This is a genomic window from Cedecea colo (assembly GCF_011808225.1).
Classification (GTDB): domain Bacteria; phylum Pseudomonadota; class Gammaproteobacteria; order Enterobacterales; family Enterobacteriaceae; genus Dryocola; species Dryocola colo.
On the sequence record NZ_SOYS01000003.1, the window covers coordinates 388977 to 406852 of the forward strand.

Annotated in this window: 17 protein-coding genes; 7 read left to right on the top strand and 10 right to left on the bottom strand. The window is 53.7% G+C overall.

Going from position 1 to position 17876, the window contains the following annotated elements:
• Positions 1-19: 19 nt before the first annotated feature.
• The gene (locus E2L00_RS10110; RefSeq protein WP_167610601.1) at positions 20-490 is read left to right on the top strand and encodes a type II toxin-antitoxin system HicB family antitoxin; all 471 of its coding nucleotides are present in this window, start codon (positions 20-22) and stop codon (positions 488-490) included.
• Here E2L00_RS10110 and ruvX read toward each other — a convergent pair.
• From ruvX to metK, 8 genes are all read right to left on the bottom strand, one after another.
• Positions 481-900, bottom strand: a complete 420-nt coding sequence (ruvX, locus tag E2L00_RS10115; protein WP_167610604.1) for a Holliday junction resolvase RuvX — start codon at positions 898-900, stop codon at positions 481-483. The genes E2L00_RS10110 and ruvX overlap by 10 nt on opposite strands.
• Positions 900-1463, bottom strand: coding sequence for a YqgE/AlgH family protein (locus tag E2L00_RS10120; protein ID WP_167610606.1), 564 nt, complete (start codon positions 1461-1463; stop codon positions 900-902). Before E2L00_RS10120 ends, ruvX begins: the two co-directional genes overlap by 1 nt.
• Before the next feature lie 101 nt (positions 1464-1564).
• A complete protein-coding gene (gshB, locus tag E2L00_RS10125; protein WP_167610608.1) occupies positions 1565-2512 on the bottom strand; it encodes a glutathione synthase in 948 nt (315 codons plus the stop codon).
• A 12-nt stretch (positions 2513-2524) separates the two neighbouring features.
• Positions 2525-3256 (bottom strand): 16S rRNA (uracil(1498)-N(3))-methyltransferase, encoded by a 732-nt coding sequence (gene rsmE, locus E2L00_RS10130; RefSeq protein ID WP_167610611.1) that lies wholly within the window; start codon positions 3254-3256, stop codon positions 2525-2527.
• Between the two features lie 154 nt (positions 3257-3410).
• Positions 3411-4118, bottom strand: coding sequence for a deoxyribonuclease I (endA, locus tag E2L00_RS10135; RefSeq protein ID WP_167610614.1), 708 nt, complete (start codon positions 4116-4118; stop codon positions 3411-3413).
• 91 nt (positions 4119-4209) lie between these two features.
• Entirely contained in the window at positions 4210-4725 is a 516-nt protein-coding gene (locus tag E2L00_RS10140; RefSeq protein WP_167610617.1) for a SprT family zinc-dependent metalloprotease, read from the bottom strand.
• Between the two features lie 70 nt (positions 4726-4795).
• Complete coding sequence (locus tag E2L00_RS10145; RefSeq protein WP_167610620.1) at positions 4796-6190, bottom strand: sugar porter family MFS transporter; 1395 nt, start codon at positions 6188-6190, stop codon at positions 4796-4798.
• A 403-nt stretch (positions 6191-6593) separates the two neighbouring features.
• Positions 6594-7748: a methionine adenosyltransferase gene (metK, locus tag E2L00_RS10150; protein ID WP_167610623.1), complete on the bottom strand. Its 1155-nt coding sequence runs from the start codon at positions 7746-7748 to the stop codon at positions 6594-6596.
• Between the two features lie 580 nt (positions 7749-8328).
• Between metK and E2L00_RS21955 the strand changes: the two genes are divergently transcribed.
• From E2L00_RS21955 to speB, 4 genes are all read left to right on the top strand, one after another.
• Positions 8329-8475, top strand: a complete 147-nt coding sequence (locus tag E2L00_RS21955; RefSeq protein ID WP_420808843.1) for a hypothetical protein — start codon at positions 8329-8331, stop codon at positions 8473-8475.
• Between the two features lie 93 nt (positions 8476-8568).
• A complete protein-coding gene (gene yqgB / locus E2L00_RS10160; RefSeq protein WP_167610804.1) occupies positions 8569-8715 on the top strand; it encodes an acid stress response protein YqgB in 147 nt (48 codons plus the stop codon).
• Positions 8708-10684, top strand: a complete 1977-nt coding sequence (gene speA / locus E2L00_RS10165) for a biosynthetic arginine decarboxylase (protein WP_167610629.1) — start codon at positions 8708-8710, stop codon at positions 10682-10684. Before yqgB ends, speA begins: the two co-directional genes overlap by 8 nt.
• Positions 10685-10863: 179 nt before the next feature.
• Positions 10864-11784 carry an agmatinase gene (gene speB, locus E2L00_RS10170; protein WP_167610632.1) on the top strand — a complete coding sequence of 307 codons (921 nt, stop codon included), beginning with the start codon at positions 10864-10866 and terminating at the stop codon, positions 11782-11784.
• A 72-nt stretch (positions 11785-11856) separates the two neighbouring features.
• Here the strand turns inward: speB and E2L00_RS10175 are convergent, their stop codons facing one another.
• On the bottom strand, positions 11857-13125 hold the full coding sequence (locus E2L00_RS10175; RefSeq protein ID WP_167610635.1) for an OprD family outer membrane porin: 1269 nt from the start codon (positions 13123-13125) through the stop codon (positions 11857-11859).
• A gap of 348 nt (positions 13126-13473) precedes the next feature.
• Positions 13474-14232, bottom strand: a complete 759-nt coding sequence (loiP, locus tag E2L00_RS10180; protein ID WP_167610638.1) for a metalloprotease LoiP — start codon at positions 14230-14232, stop codon at positions 13474-13476.
• Positions 14233-14513: 281 nt separating this feature from the next.
• On the opposite strand from loiP, the gene tkt reads away from it, so the two are divergent.
• Together tkt and epd are read left to right on the top strand one after the other, a co-directional pair.
• Entirely contained in the window at positions 14514-16505 is a 1992-nt protein-coding gene (tkt, locus tag E2L00_RS10185; RefSeq protein WP_167610641.1) for a transketolase, read from the top strand.
• Positions 16506-16808: 303 nt separating this feature from the next.
• A complete protein-coding gene (epd, locus tag E2L00_RS10190; protein WP_167610644.1) occupies positions 16809-17828 on the top strand; it encodes an erythrose-4-phosphate dehydrogenase in 1020 nt (339 codons plus the stop codon).
• Positions 17829-17876 lie beyond the last annotated feature (48 nt).

Below are 17876 nucleotides of genomic sequence, written 5' to 3' on the forward strand. Positions count from 1 at the left end.
CAGTTACCGGAGATTGAACATGTTTTTTTCTGTTGCTGTGGAAATGCCCGCACATGAGAATGAAGCGTATGGCCTGATTGTGCCTGCGCTGTGCAGTGATGATTTTGGCTGTGTTTCTGCGGCAGATAACCAGGATGAGATTGCATCTATGGTTCAGGAAGCGATTTTGTCGATTGTCGATCTGATGGTTGAACGTGGAAAGGATATCACCCGGCTTAAAGATGCCGGGTCATTTACTTATGCAGCAAGCCCTGAATATGCCCACTGTAATCAATGGCTAATGGTCGATGTAGACTTGTCTGCCCTTGAAGGAAAGCAGCAGCGGATAAATATAACGCTTCCGGATGCCCTGTTACAGCGCATTGATTTCCGAGTGAAAAAACCTGCATCAGGTTACCGGGACCGCAGCCACTTTTTGGCCGTAGCGGCAAGGCATGAGCTGCAGAGCGCAGCTACCGATACGCCCTGCGGCAAAACCAGTCAGGGATGATATTCAAACCAGCTTTCCAGGATAACGACGGCAGAAGCGGAATCAATGCTGCCTTTGTTAAGCGCCCGGAAACCACCATGTTCAAACAGGCCTGCACGGGCTTCAACGGTGCTGAGGCGCTCGTCCTGTAAGGAAACCTTCACACCAAAGCGGCCGTGCAGACGGTTAGCAAATTTACGGGCGCGGGCGGTCAGCGGTTGTTCCGTGCCGTCCATGTTCAGCGGCAGGCCAACGATGACTTCGTCTGGCTGCCACTCTTTAAGAATTTTTTCCACGGCGTTCCAGTCCGGCGAACCTTCCTGCGCCTTTAGCGCGGTGAGCGGGCGGGCGGTGCCGGTAATGCGTTGGCCAATCGCTACGCCAATGCTTTTGGTGCCAAAATCAAACGCTAAAAGTGTTCCACTGCTCATTACGCGTGCCCCGCTTCGCCTGGCATAGTATGGATATCAACGCCAATCAGCTTCGCCGCTTCGCGCCAGCGTTCGGCAATCGGCGTATTAAACAGAATGGCGGCATCTGCCGGAGCGGTAAGCCATGCGTTTTCGAGGATCTCCTGTTCGAGCTGGCCTTTTTCCCAAGAGGAGTAGCCCAGCGCCACCATCACCTCTTTCGGCTGGTTTGGGGTTCCGATGGTTTCCAGCACGTCCCTGGAAGTGGTAATTACCGTGTCGTCAGAAATACGAATACTCGAAGCGAACAGATCCGGTGGGCTGTGCAGGATAAAACCACGATCTTCGGCCAGCGGGCCGCCGATAAACACCGGCTTATCAAGACGAATAGCAGGGTCGCGAGGATCGGGTACGATCTTTAACTTTTCCAGTACGCCATCAACCTGAAGATTTTCGAGAGGTTTATTGATAATGATCCCCATCGCGCCATCTTCGTTGTATTCGCAGATATAAACTACGGCGCGCTTAAAAAGAGGGTCCTGGAGAGCCGGCATGGCAATAAGAAAGTGATGCTGTAAATTCATTGTCAGAGGTTCTGATCCCGGTTGAAAAAGCGACAGCGTCCAGTATGCGGGGAAAGCGGCTAGCTGTCACTACTGGCGGTTTCCCTACCGCCGTTTAAAAATCACTCAGCGATGCGCTTTTCGATGGCGTCAAACAGCATACCGGTGATAGAAATCGGGAACGCGGCTTCGATTTCGCGGATGCAGGTAGGGCTGGTGACGTTAATCTCGGTCAGGCGATCGCCGATAATATCGAGGCCTACGAAAATCAGCCCTTTGGCTTTCAGCGTTGGGCCCACGCGGCGTGCAATTTCCCAGTCGCTTTCAGTCAGCGGGCGCGGTTCGCCACGGCCACCGGCAGCCAGGTTACCACGCGTTTCGCCGCCCTGTGGAATGCGAGCCAGGCAGTACGGAACCGGCTCGCCGTCAACGATCAGCACACGCTTGTCGCCATCGACGATAGCAGGCAGATAGTTTTGCGCCATGCAGTAGCGGTTGCCGAGCAGGGTCAGGGTTTCTGCAATCACGCCGAGGTTAGGATCGCCTTCCTTAACGCGGAAAATGGATGTGCCGCCCATGCCGTCCAGCGGCTTCATAATGATATCGCCATGCTTTTGCCAGAACGCTTTAAGCTGCGCTTTGTTGCGCGTCACCAGCGTCTCCGGCGTTAAGTCCGCAAACCAGGCGGTGAACAGCTTCTCGTTACAGTCGCGCAGGCTCTGCGGTTTGTTGACGATTAGCGTGCCTAGTTCTTCGACGCGTTCAAGGATATAGGTGGCGTAGATGAATTCGGTATCAAACGGCGGATCTTTACGCATCAGCACGACGTTAAGGTCGGCCAGCGCAATATCCTGCTCGCTGCCAAAGTCATACCATTTGTCGTAGTTCTGCGCGACGGAAACCAGACGGGTACGCGCGCGCGCTTCGCCGTTAATCAGGTATAGATCCGCCATTTCCATGTAATGGATCTCATAACCGCGGCGTTGCGCTTCGAGCAGCATGGCAAAGCTTGAGTCTTTCTTGATATTGATGTGTGCGATGGGGTCCATCACGATGCCGAGCTTGATCATTTTTCTTCTCCTTTAGCCCAGATCGCCAAAACGCACCTGAAGCGCGGTGATGGCGGTGAGCGCGGTAGTCTCAGTGCGCAGAACGCGTGGTCCTAACAAGATATCAGTAAACTGGTGACGTGCGGTCATGGCAATTTCGTCCGCCGTTAAACCACCTTCCGGACCAATCAACAAACGCACGCGTTCGACTGGCTGCGGCAAGGTATTAATGCTGGCGCTGGCACGAGGATGAAGGTTGAGCTTCAGGCTTTCATCAAGCTCCGCGCACCAGGCTTCGAGATCTATCGCCGGGCGAATTTCCGGTACCCGGTTGCGGCCACATTGTTCGCAAGCGGCAACGGCGATTTTGCGCCACTGGGCGAGCTTTTTATTCAGGCGTTCGGCGTCCAGTTTCACGCCACAGCGCTCGGAAAACAGCGGCGTAATCACGTTCACGCCCAGCTCAACGGCTTTTTGAATAGTAAATTCCATTTTTTCACCGCGTGACATTACCTGGCCAAGATGCAGGTGCAGCGGTGATTCCCGATCATCGGCGGTTGCACTAAGCACTCTGACCCGCACGCTTTTCTTATCAGCCTGCACAATTTCAGCCTCAAAGACCTGGTTGCTGCCGTCAAAAAGCTGCAGCGCCTGTCCGGCGCCCATGCGTAATACGCGGCCCACGTGGTTTGCGGCATCTTCGCTGAGCGCCACGTCCTGGCCGGGAGTAAGTAGATCAGGGTGATGAATGCGGGGTATGCGCATGGAAATTTAAGTCCGATTAAGAAGGTCTGGCTCTTTTCCCCTTCTCGCCGGAAAGAGGGCCGGGTTGGGGGCAATATTGACACCCTCAACCTAATCCTCTCCTCAGGAAGGAGTAAAAGCACGACACAGAATTAACAATTGCCGCTAGTGTAGGTTAGCTGTTTTGTGCCTGGCAAGCCCGCAGCACATAAGGGTTATGATTGCCCTGAACTTTAGCGATACGTTCGTCTCGCTCGCACTCCCAGGCGCTTACCGGGTATAGCTTGTTCCAGGCTTCGAAAAGCTGTGTTTGCTGGCGGGATAGCTTCAGTTGATACCGATCGCGCATATAGAAGTAAGTGCGCGCGATGGCGCCGCGTGCGCGGGCAGGCGGCTCCGCAATCTTATCTTTAAAGTCGACCTTCATTGCGCACTGGCCGTACTGACCTTCGCCACCGTTCCACTGGCTATACATAAAGTTATTGCGGTCGGCATTCACTTCTCCGACCGCGGGCTGCAGGTTGTGCATATCGCTCTCTATTTTGCGATAGAGAGGATCTTTGCCGCAGTTTTTTCTTCCACCATTCTGCCAGCACTGACGCTGGTGGCCGAACTGCCAGGCCGGAACCACGTGTTCCCATTCGATGCGTGTGGCGCGGTTTTCGTTTTTACGTACCTTATAGCCGCACGATTTGAGATCGGGAATGCCTTTCTTTCCGTGCCAGTTAATTTTGCACCCGCAGTAAAAATCGCCCGGTGCGTCGGCATTCACTTTGACGCCAGCGGTTTTGGCCTGCGAGAAACTGTTAATACCGGTGCTGAAGGCGGAAAAAGAGGAAAGGGCTGCAACAGCTGCAACAGCCCAAAAATATTTGCGAGACATTTCCAGAATCCTTACTAAAACCTGCCCGCACCCTACCTGAGGATTTATCCGGTTTCAATCAGCAGGATTGGGAAACTTTCCGCTTAATTTTTTAATTACGGGGAGGCGTAAGCTCTGGTTTTAACAGGTCGCCGCACTGCACGCAGCGGTATTCAGATTCGCCGCGCAGCACTTTATTGTGGCGGCGCACGGTAAGCTGATGCAGCTGGCAGCGGCAGCGATAGGGGAAGGTATTCTTGCGAACGGACTGCACTTCAAACTGGTGCGTTCGGCGCGCGGGAACGCCGAGCACGGTTTCCATCATCCATTTCCATTCTTTGCCGTGGGGAGCCACGCGGCCAAAATGTTTCCAGACCAGAAGATGGGCCAGCTCGTGCGGCACTACCTCGTCGATAAAAGCCTGCTGATTTTCCATCAGCAATACGGGATTCAAACGGATTTCATAGCTTTCCATCCACGCGGTGCCCGCGGCGGTGCCTCGTTGCTGATACACCAGTTTCGGTTCCGGGTAGGCATGGCCTAAGTGCAGATTTGCCTGCTGTAGTTTTTCCCGCAGGCAACGCATAACGGCCTGCTGGACAGCAATAGGGAGTCGTGGGGATTTCATAACGGCAGAGAATAAAATGGGGCGGGGCGAGGCGCAAGCCCCTCTCCTTACGGAGAAGGGCTATTTTCGCTTAGTCGTGAGCGCCAATCTCACGTAACGGACGGCCTTTCATCAGGTTACGTTCGATATGTTCCAGCGATACGTGTTTGGTTTCCGGAACCAGCCACAGCGTCAGAACGATAAAGAAGATATTCAGACCGGCATAGACCCAGAAGGTGTTCGCGTTGCCCAGCGTGTTGAGCATGGTCAGGAAGGTTGCTCCGACGATCATGTTGGCTATCCAGTTAGTGGCGGTGGAGCAGGTGATACCAAAATCACGGCCTTTCAGCGGCTGGATTTCAGAACACAGCACCCAAATCAGCGGCCCGGCGCTCATTGCAAAACCAATAATAAACATCAACAGCATAGCCACGGCGAAGTACTGCGCGCCCTGGGAATGGATGCCGACATGCAGCATGGTGCCCAGCACGCCCATACCCGTTGCCATAACCAGGAAGCCCAGCACCAGCGTTGGTTTGCGTCCCCAGCGATCCACGAGGCCGATGGCGATAAAGGTCGCCAGCACGTTAATCAGGCCGACGATAACCGTACCCCACATTTGCTGCGTGGTATTGGTGAAGCCAGCGATTTCGAAGATTTTTGGCGCGTAATACATAATGACGTTCATACCGGTGAACTGCTGCATGACCTGAAGCAGAACGCCAAGGAATACCGCACGACGGAAGTTGCTGTTGTCTTTGAACAGCGACCAGCCGCTTTGTTTTACCTGCAGGCTTTCACGAATTTCTTCGAGTTCACGTTTTGCTTCGGCGCTGGTATCACGCAGGCGTAACAGCACGCGTTCGGCGTCGTGGAAGCGGCGTTTAGCGGCGAACCAGCGCGGGCTGTCCGGCAGGAAGAACACGCCAACCAGCAGCAACAGGGCCGGGAGGGTGATGATGCCGAGCATCCAGCGCCACGAACCTGAGTAGCTAAAGGCGGTATCGGAAAGATACGCACCCAGAATACCGATGGTGATCATCAACTGATACATCGAAATCATACTGCCGCGAATTTTTTCCGGGGCAATCTCAGACAGGTAAAGCGGAGCGGTATAAGACGCCACGCCTACGGCCAGACCCAGCAGCACGCGGGAGATAATTAACACTTCCACGTTCGGCGCAAAAGCGGAACACAGCGAACCGGCCACAAACAGCACGGCGCCGATCATCAGGCTGTATTTACGCCCAAGACGGAAGGAAAGCCAGCCGCTGCCGACGGCGCCTACTGCGGCACCAAACATCATGGAGCTAACAACCCATTCTTGCGTGTGTGAGCTTATCTGGAAATCGTTAGCAATAAACGGCAAGGCACCTGCGATAACGCCGATATCCAGGCCAAACAGTAAACCTGCCAGCGCCGCAAGAAAGCAGACGAAAAACGTCATGCTCTTATTAGAGCGCCCGTGTTTTTTAGTGTCAGGCATAAAGCCCTCCGGTTGAATTATCAATTTTTTCGTGGTTAAGGGTAGGCGAGTGTCGCGCAAAATAGTGTGATGCTAATCACGCTAGTGTAATCGGTTACACTAGCGTCAAGAACCGTATGTATTATTTAGCTAGTTAAAACATAGCATTAAGGAGGCTGTCGGCAAGCTGTTTGCTGCCTTTTCAGACTAAACCGAAACGAGTTGTAACAAATGCAGCAGCCGATAAAATTAGAGGGAGTAATCCGATTGAAAAGCTTAGCTATCGCGATGTAATCGCTTTCATTGAGTCTGTTTTGTCCGTTGGAAAGAAAGTATAGACGAGGCAGGTAAAAACGGGCTTTTCGGCAGGTGCAAAAACAAAAGGCCAGCGGAGCTGGCCTTTGAGAGGAAAAACCGTGGCGGATTATTTCAGGCCAGCGGCTTCACGCAGTAGGGCGGCTTTGTCGGTTTTTTCCCACGGGAAATGTTCACGACCAAAGTGACCGTATGCAGCGGTTTCTTTGTAGATTGGGTGCAGCAGATCCAGCATCTGGATCAGACCGTATGGACGCAGGTCGAAGAACTCGCGCACCAGCAGGGTCAATTGCTCGGTGGAGATTTTCTCGGTGCCGAAGGTTTCAACCATGATGGAAGTCGGTTCAGCAACGCCGATGGCGTAAGAAACCTGAATCTCACAACGGTCTGCAAGACCCGCGGCCACGATGTTTTTTGCCACGTAACGCGCGGCGTACGCAGCAGAACGGTCCACTTTAGAAGGATCTTTACCGGAGAACGCGCCGCCACCGTGACGAGCCATGCCGCCGTAGGTATCAACGATAATTTTACGGCCGGTCAGGCCGCAGTCACCCATTGGGCCGCCGATAACAAAACGACCGGTTGGGTTGATATGATATTTGGTGGATGCATTAAGCCATTCCGCAGGCAGTACCGGCTTGATAATCTCTTCCATCACCGCTTCTTGCAGGGTTTTCAGCTCAATATCTTCGGAATGCTGGGTGGAGAGCACGACCGCATCGATACCGACAATTTTGCCGTCGTCATACTGGAAGGTTATCTGGCTTTTCGCGTCCGGACGCAGCCATGGCAGCATGCCGTTTTTACGTACTTCAGCCTGGCGCTGAACCAGACGGTGTGCGTAAGTGATAGGCGCTGGCATCAACACGTCGGTTTCGTTGGTTGCATAGCCAAACATCAGGCCCTGGTCGCCCGCGCCCTGTTCCAGCGGATCGGTACGGTCAACGCCCTGGTTGATATCCGGAGACTGTTTGCCGATGGCGCTCAGCACGGCACAGGAATTGGCATCAAAGCCCATATCAGAATGCACGTAGCCGATTTCACGAACCGTTTTACGGGTGATCTCTTCGATATCAACCCATGCACTGGTAGTAATTTCGCCGCCAACCAGCACCATGCCGGTCTTCACGTACGTCTCACAGGCTACGCGCGCTTTCGGATCCTGTTCCAGGATCGCATCAAGTACCGCGTCGGAGATTTGGTCAGCGATTTTGTCGGGATGCCCTTCTGATACAGACTCGGACGTAAAAAGGTGTTTAGCCATGTTTTCTTCACCCTAAAATAATTCGTATAGTACAGACTGCTGCTGAATGGCGCCCGCATCAGTGCGATATGCTGATGTTAGGGAGGATTGCCGCAGATTGAACGACAGGCAGTCTAACAGTTAATCAGTATAGATGGATTAACATCTGGACGGCCATTTTAGGTTAACCCTTAATCATATTGCCAGTGATTTTTCTCACTCAGCACACTTATGGATAAAACGGCCCGGCAATTTTTCCTGACGGCGCCGGCAAAGCATAGATTTATCTTTTGCTTTTTCCACCCGTTGTGGGTATAAAGCGGCGCGCGCGGCTCATTCATAAGCACACATGTTTTGTGTTGCCCACTTCCAGCCGGGTTGAGCAATTTTCTTAGCTGAGATTGCTGATAAACAAGGGAAAAGCGTGGTTTTTCCTTGTTTATGGTTATCAGGCGAAAATCAATAAATTGATTTTCCTGTTAATTTTTGGGGTGACATCTTTCAGGGCCTTACCCAGATGAGAGTTGTCATCAGTCTGAGCAATTTTCTTAGCTTTGGCTTGTCGCATACCCAAACCGTATGCGTGGAGGTGATACGATTGATGAACCGCTGTAATTCGCAGAATCTGACGCACAACCCTTGTGTGCAACTGCCCCTCGCAAACTGCATTTCTTTGCTCCATCCCAGCCGATGTTATACCAGACCCGGTGCTTCTCAGGACGCCAGGGCAGGTAACGCACGCCTGTAATTTCAGTACCTGGGCGCTCTTGTCTTTGATAAGGGTTTTCTCTTGGTTTCGCCGACCCGTGCCACGGAGTTCGGTTACGTGTTTTACAATGATATGAAAAAGAAACCGGTCGCACAGTTTTTCTGTCAGCGTCTTATGCTGCCGTTACGCGCTGTTAATGGGTTGTTATTGCAGGATACCCCTGCGATAGTAGTTAACTGTTTTGCACATTCGTTTAAATTTGAGGTTCGCCATGTCTGACAAAATCTCTTCTGTTTTGGGTTCGTCAGTGGGCGAGCAGAATGTACACCGCTCCATGCAGGAGGTTGCCATGAGTTCCCAGGAAGCCAGCAAGATGCTGCGTACTTACAATATTGCCTGGTGGGGCAATAACTATTACGACGTCAACGAACTGGGTCATATTACCGTATGCCCGGACCCGGATGTCCCTGAGGCACGAGTCGATCTGGCTGAGCTGGTCAAGGCCCGTGAAGCGCAAGGGCAGCGCCTGCCTGCACTGTTCTGTTTCCCGCAGATCCTACAGCATCGCCTGCGCTCTATTAATGCGGCGTTCAAACGTGCGCGCGAATCTTACGGCTATAACGGCAACTATTTTCTCGTTTACCCAATCAAGGTAAACCAGCACCGTCGCGTTATTGAATCATTGATACATTCCGGCGAGCCGCTGGGTCTGGAAGCGGGCTCTAAAGCCGAGCTGATGGCGGTTCTGGCGCACGCCGGTATGACGCGTTCGGTGATTGTCTGCAACGGCTATAAAGACCGCGAATATATTCGCCTGGCGCTGATCGGCGAGAAAATGGGCCACAAGGTTTATCTGGTTATCGAGAAGATGTCAGAGATCCGTATCGTGCTGGAAGAAGCCGAACGTCTGAACGTGGTGCCGCGCCTTGGCGTGCGTGCGCGTCTGGCATCGCAAGGCTCCGGCAAATGGCAGTCTTCCGGCGGTGAAAAATCCAAATTTGGTCTGGCGGCGACGCAGGTTCTGCAACTGGTTGAAATGTTGCGTGAAGCCGGTCGTATCGACAGCCTGCAGCTGTTGCACTTCCACCTCGGTTCGCAGATGGCGAACATTCGCGATATCGCTACCGGCGTGCGTGAATCTGCGCGCTTCTACGTTGAGCTGCATAAGATGGGCGTGAACATCGAGTGCTTCGACGTGGGCGGCGGTCTGGGCGTGGACTACGAAGGGACGCGTTCGCAGTCGGATTGTTCGGTTAACTACGGCCTGAACGAATATGCCAATAACATTATCTGGGCGATTGGCGACGCGTGCGAAGAACACGGCCTGCCACATCCTACGGTAATTACCGAATCCGGCCGTGCGGTTACCGCGCACCATACCGTGCTGGTGTCGAACATTATCGGCGTCGAGCGTAACGAATACACTACGCCAACCGCGCCTGCGGCAGACGCCCCGCGCGCGCTGCAAAGCATGTGGGAAACCTGGGGCGAAATGCACGAGCCGAACAACCGCCGCTCGCTGCGTGAATGGCTGCACGACAGCCAGATGGATCTGCACGATATCCACACCGGTTACGCGGCGGGAAGCTATTCTTTGCAGGAGCGTGCCTGGGCGGAGCAGCTTTATCTGAGCATGTGCCATGAAATCCAGCGCCTGCTGGATCCGAGCAACCGCGCGCACCGCCCGATCATCGACGAACTGCAGGAGCGTATGGCGGACAAGATTTACGTCAACTTCTCGCTGTTCCAGTCCATGCCGGACGCCTGGGGTATCGATCAACTGTTCCCGGTGCTGCCGCTTGAAGGCCTAAACCAGGCGCCTGAACGTCGCGCTGTGCTGCTGGACATTACCTGTGACTCTGATGGCGCTATCGATCATTACATCGATGGCGACGGTATAGCCACCACCATGCCGATGCCGGAATACGACCCGGAGAGTCCGCCGCCGCTGGGCTTCTTTATGGTTGGCGCATATCAGGAGATCCTGGGCAATATGCATAACCTCTTCGGTGATACTGAAGCGGTGGACGTATTCGTGTTCCCTGACGGCAACGTGGAAGTCGAGCTTTCTGATGAAGGGGATACCGTGGCGGACATGCTGCAATACGTGCAGCTTGACCCGAATACCCTGCTGACCCACTTCCGCGATCAGGTGAAACAGACCGATCTGGATGCCGCTTTGCAGCAGCAGTTCCTGGAAGAGTTCGAGGCGGGCCTGTACGGGTACACTTACCTGGAAGACGAGTAATCCCGAAGTCTGTTCTATACTGTGCGTATGAATTACGCACTATTGAACCCGGATGAAATTACGGCGATAATCCGCGCCAACAAGCAGTTTCGAAACGTATCCAGTCCCTTCCTCGTCGGGTTTAACGACGCGGAGGGGACTTTTTTTTGACATAAATTCACTCACCGAGAGGTCAGACAATGAACACCCTGGGCCATCAATACGATAATTCCCTTGTCTCTAACGCCTTTGGTTTTTTACGTTTCCCGTTAAACTTCCAGCCGTACGACAGCGATGCCGACTGGGTGATCACCGGCGTTCCTTTTGATGCGGCTACCTCTGGTCGCGCGGGTGGTCGTCATGGCCCTGCGGCTATCCGTCAGGTTTCCACAAACCTTGCCTGGGAAGGCAACCGCTTCCCATGGAATTTCGATATGCGCGAGCGCCTGAACGTCGTGGACTGTGGCGATCTGGTGTATGCCTTTGGCGATTCGCGTGATATGAGCGAGCGCCTACAGGCTCATGCTGAGAAACTGCTGGCCGCAGGCAAGCGTATGCTCTCTTTCGGCGGCGATCACTTTGTGACTCTGCCGCTGCTGCGCGCGCACGCTAAGCACTTCGGCAAAATGGCGCTGGTGCATTTCGATGCGCATACCGACACCTACTCTAACGGCTGCGAGTTCGACCACGGCACCATGTTCTATACTGCACCGCTTGAGGGCCTGATCGATCCTAACCATTCGGTGCAGATTGGTATTCGCACCGAGTTTGACAAAGATAACGGTTTTACCGTGCTGGATGCGGGCCAGGTTAACGACCGTACCGTTGATGACGTGCTGGCGCAGGTTAAGCAGATTGTTGGCGATATGCCGGTTTATCTGACCTTCGATATCGACTGTCTGGATCCTGCTTTTGCACCGGGCACCGGCACACCGGTTATCGGCGGCCTGACTTCTGATCGCGCCCTGAAGCTGGTACGCGGCCTGAAGGATCTGAACATCGTTGGGATGGACCTGGTTGAAGTCGCTCCGGCCTACGACCAGTCTGAAATCACCGCGCTTGCCGGCGCTACGCTTGCGCTGGAAATGCTCTACATCCAGGCGGCGAAAAAAGGCGAGTAAGCCTTATATGTCCACTGCTGCTGCGCGATGCATGCGCAGCAGCATTATTTCTGTCAGCTATCGCTCGCTTTGTCAGAACACATTAAGCGGATATTCTACGTAAGCGCGGATTTCGTTGCCGCCGACGTTATAGTCGCTGGCGTTGTCGGAAACACGCAATACCGAGTAACGCAGCCTCATTTTCAGATCTTTTGCCGGGCCACTCTGAACCTGGTACTGCACCTGGTTGAACCACTCGTGTTCTTTTCCATTGCTGGACGCCGACGTTTTGATGTTATCGCCCCGGACATAAGCGGTAGTCCAGCTCAGACCCGGTAGACCAAGGCCGGAAAAATCTAGCCCGTAAGAGGCCTGCCAGGAACGTTCGTCTTCGCCGTCAAAATCTGACCAGTATGAGTTCGCCAGCCAGATTGTGTTACCGCCATCTCCGACACCACCCCGATCGCGATAGCTTCCGTATTGATAGCTCGTACTGCCGCTGCTTTGTTGATATGCCACTTTAAAGGTATGAATATCCCGGACGTAGCTTGCCGCCAGGCTCCAGATTGTGTTGCTGCGCCCGGTATCAAGGCTCTCGGCATAGCCAGAGTCCAGACGGGAGTTGTAGCCGTTGAAGTCCAGCGCCAGTTGCTGTCCGTTACTGAAAGGCTGTTTAAAGTTAAATCCAAGGTACTGTTTATTCAGAACCTCTTCGACGTGAGAGGCGTACAGTGCCCCGCTAAACTGGTCATTAAACCGGTAGCTCGCGCCACCAAAAGAGAGACTCTTCAGGCCGCTGTCGTGGCGATCGTCGCTTTTGCGCTGTTCATCGGTCAGATAGCCCGCATTGATTTCCAGCCCGTCGATCTCTTTTGAGGTCAGCATCGTGCCGGTGAAGCTTTCATACAGCAGCCGTGAATCATCGGCGTAAACAATCGGCAGTGCCGGACGCTGATTACCGTAGCTCAGGACGGTATGCGAAATACGCATTTTGGCGGTAGCGCCAAATTTCGCCAGATCGGATTTCGCACGACCATCATCATCTTGTTTGAAAAAGTCGATACCGCCCGCACCGCTGCGACCACGTCCGCCATCCAGGCGTATACCATACTGGGCAATGCCATCAATGCCGAAACCGACCGGCCCTTCGGTAAAACCAGATTCAAAGGTCGCGATAATACCCTGTCCCCATTCGGCTTTATCCTGCGCACCGCCACGATAGTCGCGGTTAATATAGGCATTGCGTAAAAAGAGATTTAAATGACTATCGTCGATAAAACCGTTGCTGTCGTATTGTTGACTGGCGAAGGCAGGTGTTGCGATGAGCAGGCTTAAAGCAATTAACGAATATTCTTTTTTCACTGAGGGAGCATCTCTGTCTGGATTATATTAAATTGTATTACTGCGCCATTGATAGTTACCTGAATTATTATTGATTGCAAACATTATGCGTCCGAACATTTCAGGCGGCGCAACCTGTGCGCGGAGGTGTTGCCGTAGGGCGTTATGGATTATTCGGGGAAGTTAACCTATGAAAGGTTTTAATATAGAGAAAAATATAAAAATAAAACATTCGTCTGCCGCTAATTAAAAGAGCAAATAGCGGTTTTGCGCTAAGCGTAATAAATTAACGTTCCGTGCGCTTAAATTAACAATTGGTGCGGTATAAGCGTTGATAAAAAGGAGGCCATATCACCTCCTGTTAGTTAATTATTTAATTCCATCCGCACTCATGCGATCGCGAATATGCTGAGCACGTTCGGCGGAGGCGGGGTGGTCGTCAAGCATTGAGCTCTGACGACCTTCTTCCTGTTTGGCCAGCTTCTCAAAGCTTGTCGCAAGGCCAATCGGGTTAATTCCGCGTTTTGTCAGCAGGTCGTAGGAGTAATCATCGGCTTCAGATTCCTGGCGCTGGGAGAACTGCGCGTTCACCAGTTTCTCTCCCAAATCGCCCAGCTGCGATTGCGACAGGCTGCCAATCATGCCGCCGGCTGACGCTGCCGCAACCCGCGCGGCATTAGTGCCCAGCGCAACCTGCATCCCTTTCTTCACGTGGCCAAGCGCGACGTGGCCCATTTCGTGGCCGATAACCGCTTCGACTTCGTTATCGTTCATCATGTCCAGCAGGCCGCTGTAAACGCGGATACAGCCGTTCGCCATGGCAAATGCATTGATGTCTTTAGTGACGTAAACCTTGTAGTTCACCGGCATGCCGTTGATGTTATCGCCCAGCGCGCCGGCAATTTTTGTCAGGCGGTTGGCATAGTCGCTGCCCGCGGGGGCAAGAGTGGCTTTGCTGTCCAGTTCCGTACAAGACTTATCGCTTAGCTCTTTTACCTGCGCATCGCTGAGCGTGTAGGCCTGAAAGGCTTCGGCACCGGAGGTTAATAAACCGTTGGAGTCCATGTTCTGACAGCCGCTCAGCGCGGTGGCGAGCGACAGGCTTAGCAAAATAGGGCGCATCTTCATGGCCGGTCTTCCTTTATTAGTTTCTTAGGCCCAGGGGCAAACTCAACGCCTGTTCTGGCGGTGGAGAAAGCACAGTATAAAGAAGAAAATTAACCGAGCGCAGCCGCTTGCGCAACATGCAAGCATTTCCCGGAGATTTCTTACCGGGACAAAAGGATGCTCCATGTACATGGCCCACGGCTTGCGGTACATTGTTGGCACTTTTCGGGCGTAGCCCATAACGCTTAGTAGTCAAGTCGTAAAACAAGGCGTGACCTTCAACCATCCGATCTGGAGTGAAAATGTCCTCTCGTAAAGAGCTTGCCAACGCTATTCGTGCGCTCAGCATGGACGCAGTACAGAAAGCCAAATCCGGTCACCCGGGTGCCCCTATGGGGATGGCCGATATTGCCGAAGTCCTGTGGCGTGATTTCCTGAACCATAACCCGCAGAACCCGGCCTGGGCTGACCGCGACCGTTTCGTCCTTTCTAACGGCCACGGCTCCATGCTGATTTACAGCCTGCTGCACCTCAGCGGTTACGATCTGCCGATTGAAGAGCTGAAAAACTTCCGTCAGCTACATTCTAAAACGCCGGGCCACCCGGAAGTGGGCTACACCGCCGGTGTGGAAACCACTACCGGTCCGCTGGGACAGGGCGTGGCGAACGCGGTAGGTATGGCGATTGCTGAACGTACTATGGCGGCGCAGTTCAACCGTCCAGGTCACGACATTGTCGACCACTTCACCTATGTATTTATGGGTGACGGCTGCATGATGGAAGGCATCTCTCACGAAGTCTGCTCGCTGGCGGGTACGCTGGGTCTGGGTAAACTGGTGGCGTTTTACGACGACAACGGCATCTCCATTGACGGCCACGTTGAAGGCTGGTTCACCGACGACACCGCAAAACGCTTTGAAGCCTACGGCTGGCACGTCGTGCGCGGCGTGGACGGTCACGATGCCGACGCCATCAAACGCGCTGTTGAAGAAGCCAAAGCGGTTAGCGACAAACCTTCCCTGCTGATGTGCAAAACCATCATCGGTTTCGGTTCGCCAAACAAAGCGGGCACGCACGATTCCCACGGAGCTCCTCTGGGCGACGCAGAAATCGCCCTGACCCGTGAGCAGTTAGGCTGGAACCACGCGCCGTTTGAAATCCCGTCTGAAATTTACGCGCAGTGGGATGCGAAAGAAGTTGGCCTGGCAAAAGAATCCGCCTGGAACGAAAAATTCGCCGCCTACGCCAAAGCCTTCCCGCAGGAAGCCGCTGAATTTACCCGCCGTATGAAAGGTGATATGCCCGCTGAGTTTGCTGCGAAGGCGCAGGAATTCATCGCCAGTCTGCAGGCTAATCCGGCGAAAATCGCCAGCCGTAAAGCATCCCAGAATACTATCGAAGCTTTCGGACATCTGCTGCCGGAATTCCTCGGTGGTTCCGCTGACCTGGCGCCATCCAACCTGACCATCTGGTCCGGCTCTAAAGCAATCAACGAAGACCAGGCCGGTAACTACATCCATTACGGCGTACGTGAATTCGGTATGACCGCGATTGCCAACGGTATCGCGCTGCACGGCGGTTTCCTGCCGTACACCTCCACCTTCCTGATGTTCGTGGAATATGCCCGTAACGCGGTGCGTATGGCGGCGCTGATGAAGCAACGCCAGGTGATGGTCTACACCCACGACTCCATCGGTCTGGGCGAAGATGGCCCGACTCACCAGCCGGTAGAGCAGCTTGCCGCCCTGCGCGTGACGCCAAATATGAGCACATGGCGTCCGTGTGACCAGGTTGAATCTGCGGTTGCGTGGAAATACGCGGTTGAACGTCATGACGGTCCGACCGCGCTGATCTTCTCTCGCCAGAATCTGGCGCAGCAGGATCGTAATGAGCAGCAGCTGGCGGATATCGCCCGCGGCGCGTACATCCTGAAAGATTGTGCAGGCCAGCCTGAACTGATTCTGATCGCCACCGGTTCCGAAGTTGAGCTGGCCGTGGCGGCCTGGGATCAACTGTCTGCCGAAGGTATTAAAGCGCGCGTGGTTTCCATGCCGTCTACCGATGCGTTCGACAAGCAGGACGCGGCTTACCGTGAAGCCGTGCTGCCAAAAGCCGTTGCGGCACGCGTTGCTATCGAAGCCAGCATCGCTGACTACTGGTACAAATACGTTGGCCTGAACGGCGCGGTTGTGGGCATGACCACCTTCGGTGAATCTGCTCCGGCAGAGCTTCTGTTCGAAGCGTTCGGCTTCACCGTTGAAAACGTGGTGAAACAGGCTAAAGCCGTACTGTAAGGCATGCTCTGTAAACGGGTCGCCCAGGCGGCCCGTTTTTTTTGCTCATTATTCGTCCCTGTCCCCTTATCCGTTTCATTTATTCCACCAAAAATGTGACCTGTGTCAGAAGAACGGCTGCCTGCTCCGCGTCAGCGTTCCTTTTATTCCGCGTTTCGCTTACCATAGCTGAAGCGTTTCAGTCGATTAAGCGTTCGACAATTAAGCAATCATTCGCAGTTTCATGAGCGCGAGGATTCCCCTCAGGCTGTTGCTGGATTACTCTGTCAGCCACTTAGTTTCAGGGATTCTGGCAGGAGAGATATGACCGTTCGCATCGCAATTAATGGCTTCGGTCGCATTGGGCGCAACGTGGTACGTGCTTTGTACGAATCCGGTCGCCGTGCGGAAATCACCGTTGTAGCAATCAACGAACTGGCTGATGCTGCGGGAATGGCGCATCTGTTGAAATACGACACCAGCCACGGGCGTTTTGCCTGGGATGTGCGTCAGGAACGCGATGTGCTGTGGGTCGGGGGCGACGCCATCCGCCTGCTTCATGAGCCTGCCATTGCAGCACTGCCGTGGCGCGAACTGGACGTAGATATTGTGCTGGACTGTACCGGCGTCTTTGGAACTCGCGCAGACGGCGAAGCCCATCTGGCAGCGGGCGCCAAAAAGGTTCTCTTCTCCCATCCCGGCGGCAACGATCTCGACGCGACCGTAGTTTTCGGTGTTAATCATAAAGAGGTGAAAGCCGAACATCGCATCGTCTCGAACGCTTCCTGCACCACGAATTGCATAATTCCAATTATTAAATTGCTTGATGATGCATTCGGCATTGAGTGGGGCACCGTGACCACCATCCATTCCGCCATGCACGATCAGCAGGTTATTGACGCCTATCATCCTGACCTCAGGCGTACTCGCGCCGCCAGTCAATCGATCATTCCGGTTGATACGCGCCTTGCCGCTGGCATCACACGTATTTTCCCGCAATTTAATGACCGTTTTGAGGCGATTGCGGTTCGTGTGCCAACGATAAACGTCACCGCCATCGATTTAAGCGTGACGGTGAGGGATGCAGTAAATGCCAGTGAAGTCAACCTGTTGCTGCAAAAAGCGGCACAGGATACATTTCATGGTATAGTTGACTATACGGAATTACCGTTGGTCTCGACTGATTTTAACCACGATCCGCACAGCGCCATTGTTGACGGCACGCAAACCCGGGTCAGTGGGCAACATCTGATTAAAACTTTAGTCTGGTGCGATAACGAATGGGGCTTTGCTAACCGAATGCTCGACACGACGTTAGTCATGGCCGCAAGTGATTTCAGGTAAGGCGCGTAAGCGTTCGCAAAACTTTAAGAATCAACGAGAGGATTCACC

What these genes read in the sequence shown, in the direction of transcription:
- E2L00_RS10140 (WP_167610617.1), bottom strand. Translation starts at nt 4,725, where the DNA reads ATGAAATCCCCACGACTCCCTATTGCTGTCCAGCAGGCCGTTATGCGT.
- E2L00_RS10110 (WP_167610601.1), top strand. Translation starts at nt 20, where the DNA reads ATGTTTTTTTCTGTTGCTGTGGAAATGCCCGCACATGAGAATGAAGCG.
- rsmE (WP_167610611.1), bottom strand. Translation starts at nt 3,256, where the DNA reads ATGCGCATACCCCGCATTCATCACCCTGATCTACTTACTCCCGGCCAG.
- E2L00_RS10145 (WP_167610620.1), bottom strand. Translation starts at nt 6,190, where the DNA reads ATGCCTGACACTAAAAAACACGGGCGCTCTAATAAGAGCATGACGTTT.
- speB (WP_167610632.1), top strand. Translation starts at nt 10,864, where the DNA reads ATGAACACCCTGGGCCATCAATACGATAATTCCCTTGTCTCTAACGCC.
- ruvX (WP_167610604.1), bottom strand. Translation starts at nt 900, where the DNA reads ATGAGCAGTGGAACACTTTTAGCGTTTGATTTTGGCACCAAAAGCATT.
- loiP (WP_167610638.1), bottom strand. Translation starts at nt 14,232, where the DNA reads ATGAAGATGCGCCCTATTTTGCTAAGCCTGTCGCTCGCCACCGCGCTG.
- tkt (WP_167610641.1), top strand. Translation starts at nt 14,514, where the DNA reads ATGTCCTCTCGTAAAGAGCTTGCCAACGCTATTCGTGCGCTCAGCATG.
- gshB (WP_167610608.1), bottom strand. Translation starts at nt 2,512, where the DNA reads ATGATCAAGCTCGGCATCGTGATGGACCCCATCGCACACATCAATATC.
- speA (WP_167610629.1), top strand. Translation starts at nt 8,708, where the DNA reads ATGTCTGACAAAATCTCTTCTGTTTTGGGTTCGTCAGTGGGCGAGCAG.
- metK (WP_167610623.1), bottom strand. Translation starts at nt 7,748, where the DNA reads ATGGCTAAACACCTTTTTACGTCCGAGTCTGTATCAGAAGGGCATCCC.
- epd (WP_167610644.1), top strand. Translation starts at nt 16,809, where the DNA reads ATGACCGTTCGCATCGCAATTAATGGCTTCGGTCGCATTGGGCGCAAC.
- yqgB (WP_167610804.1), top strand. Translation starts at nt 8,569, where the DNA reads ATGAAAAAGAAACCGGTCGCACAGTTTTTCTGTCAGCGTCTTATGCTG.
- E2L00_RS10120 (WP_167610606.1), bottom strand. Translation starts at nt 1,463, where the DNA reads ATGAATTTACAGCATCACTTTCTTATTGCCATGCCGGCTCTCCAGGAC.
- endA (WP_167610614.1), bottom strand. Translation starts at nt 4,118, where the DNA reads ATGTCTCGCAAATATTTTTGGGCTGTTGCAGCTGTTGCAGCCCTTTCC.
- E2L00_RS21955 (WP_420808843.1), top strand. Translation starts at nt 8,329, where the DNA reads ATGAACCGCTGTAATTCGCAGAATCTGACGCACAACCCTTGTGTGCAA.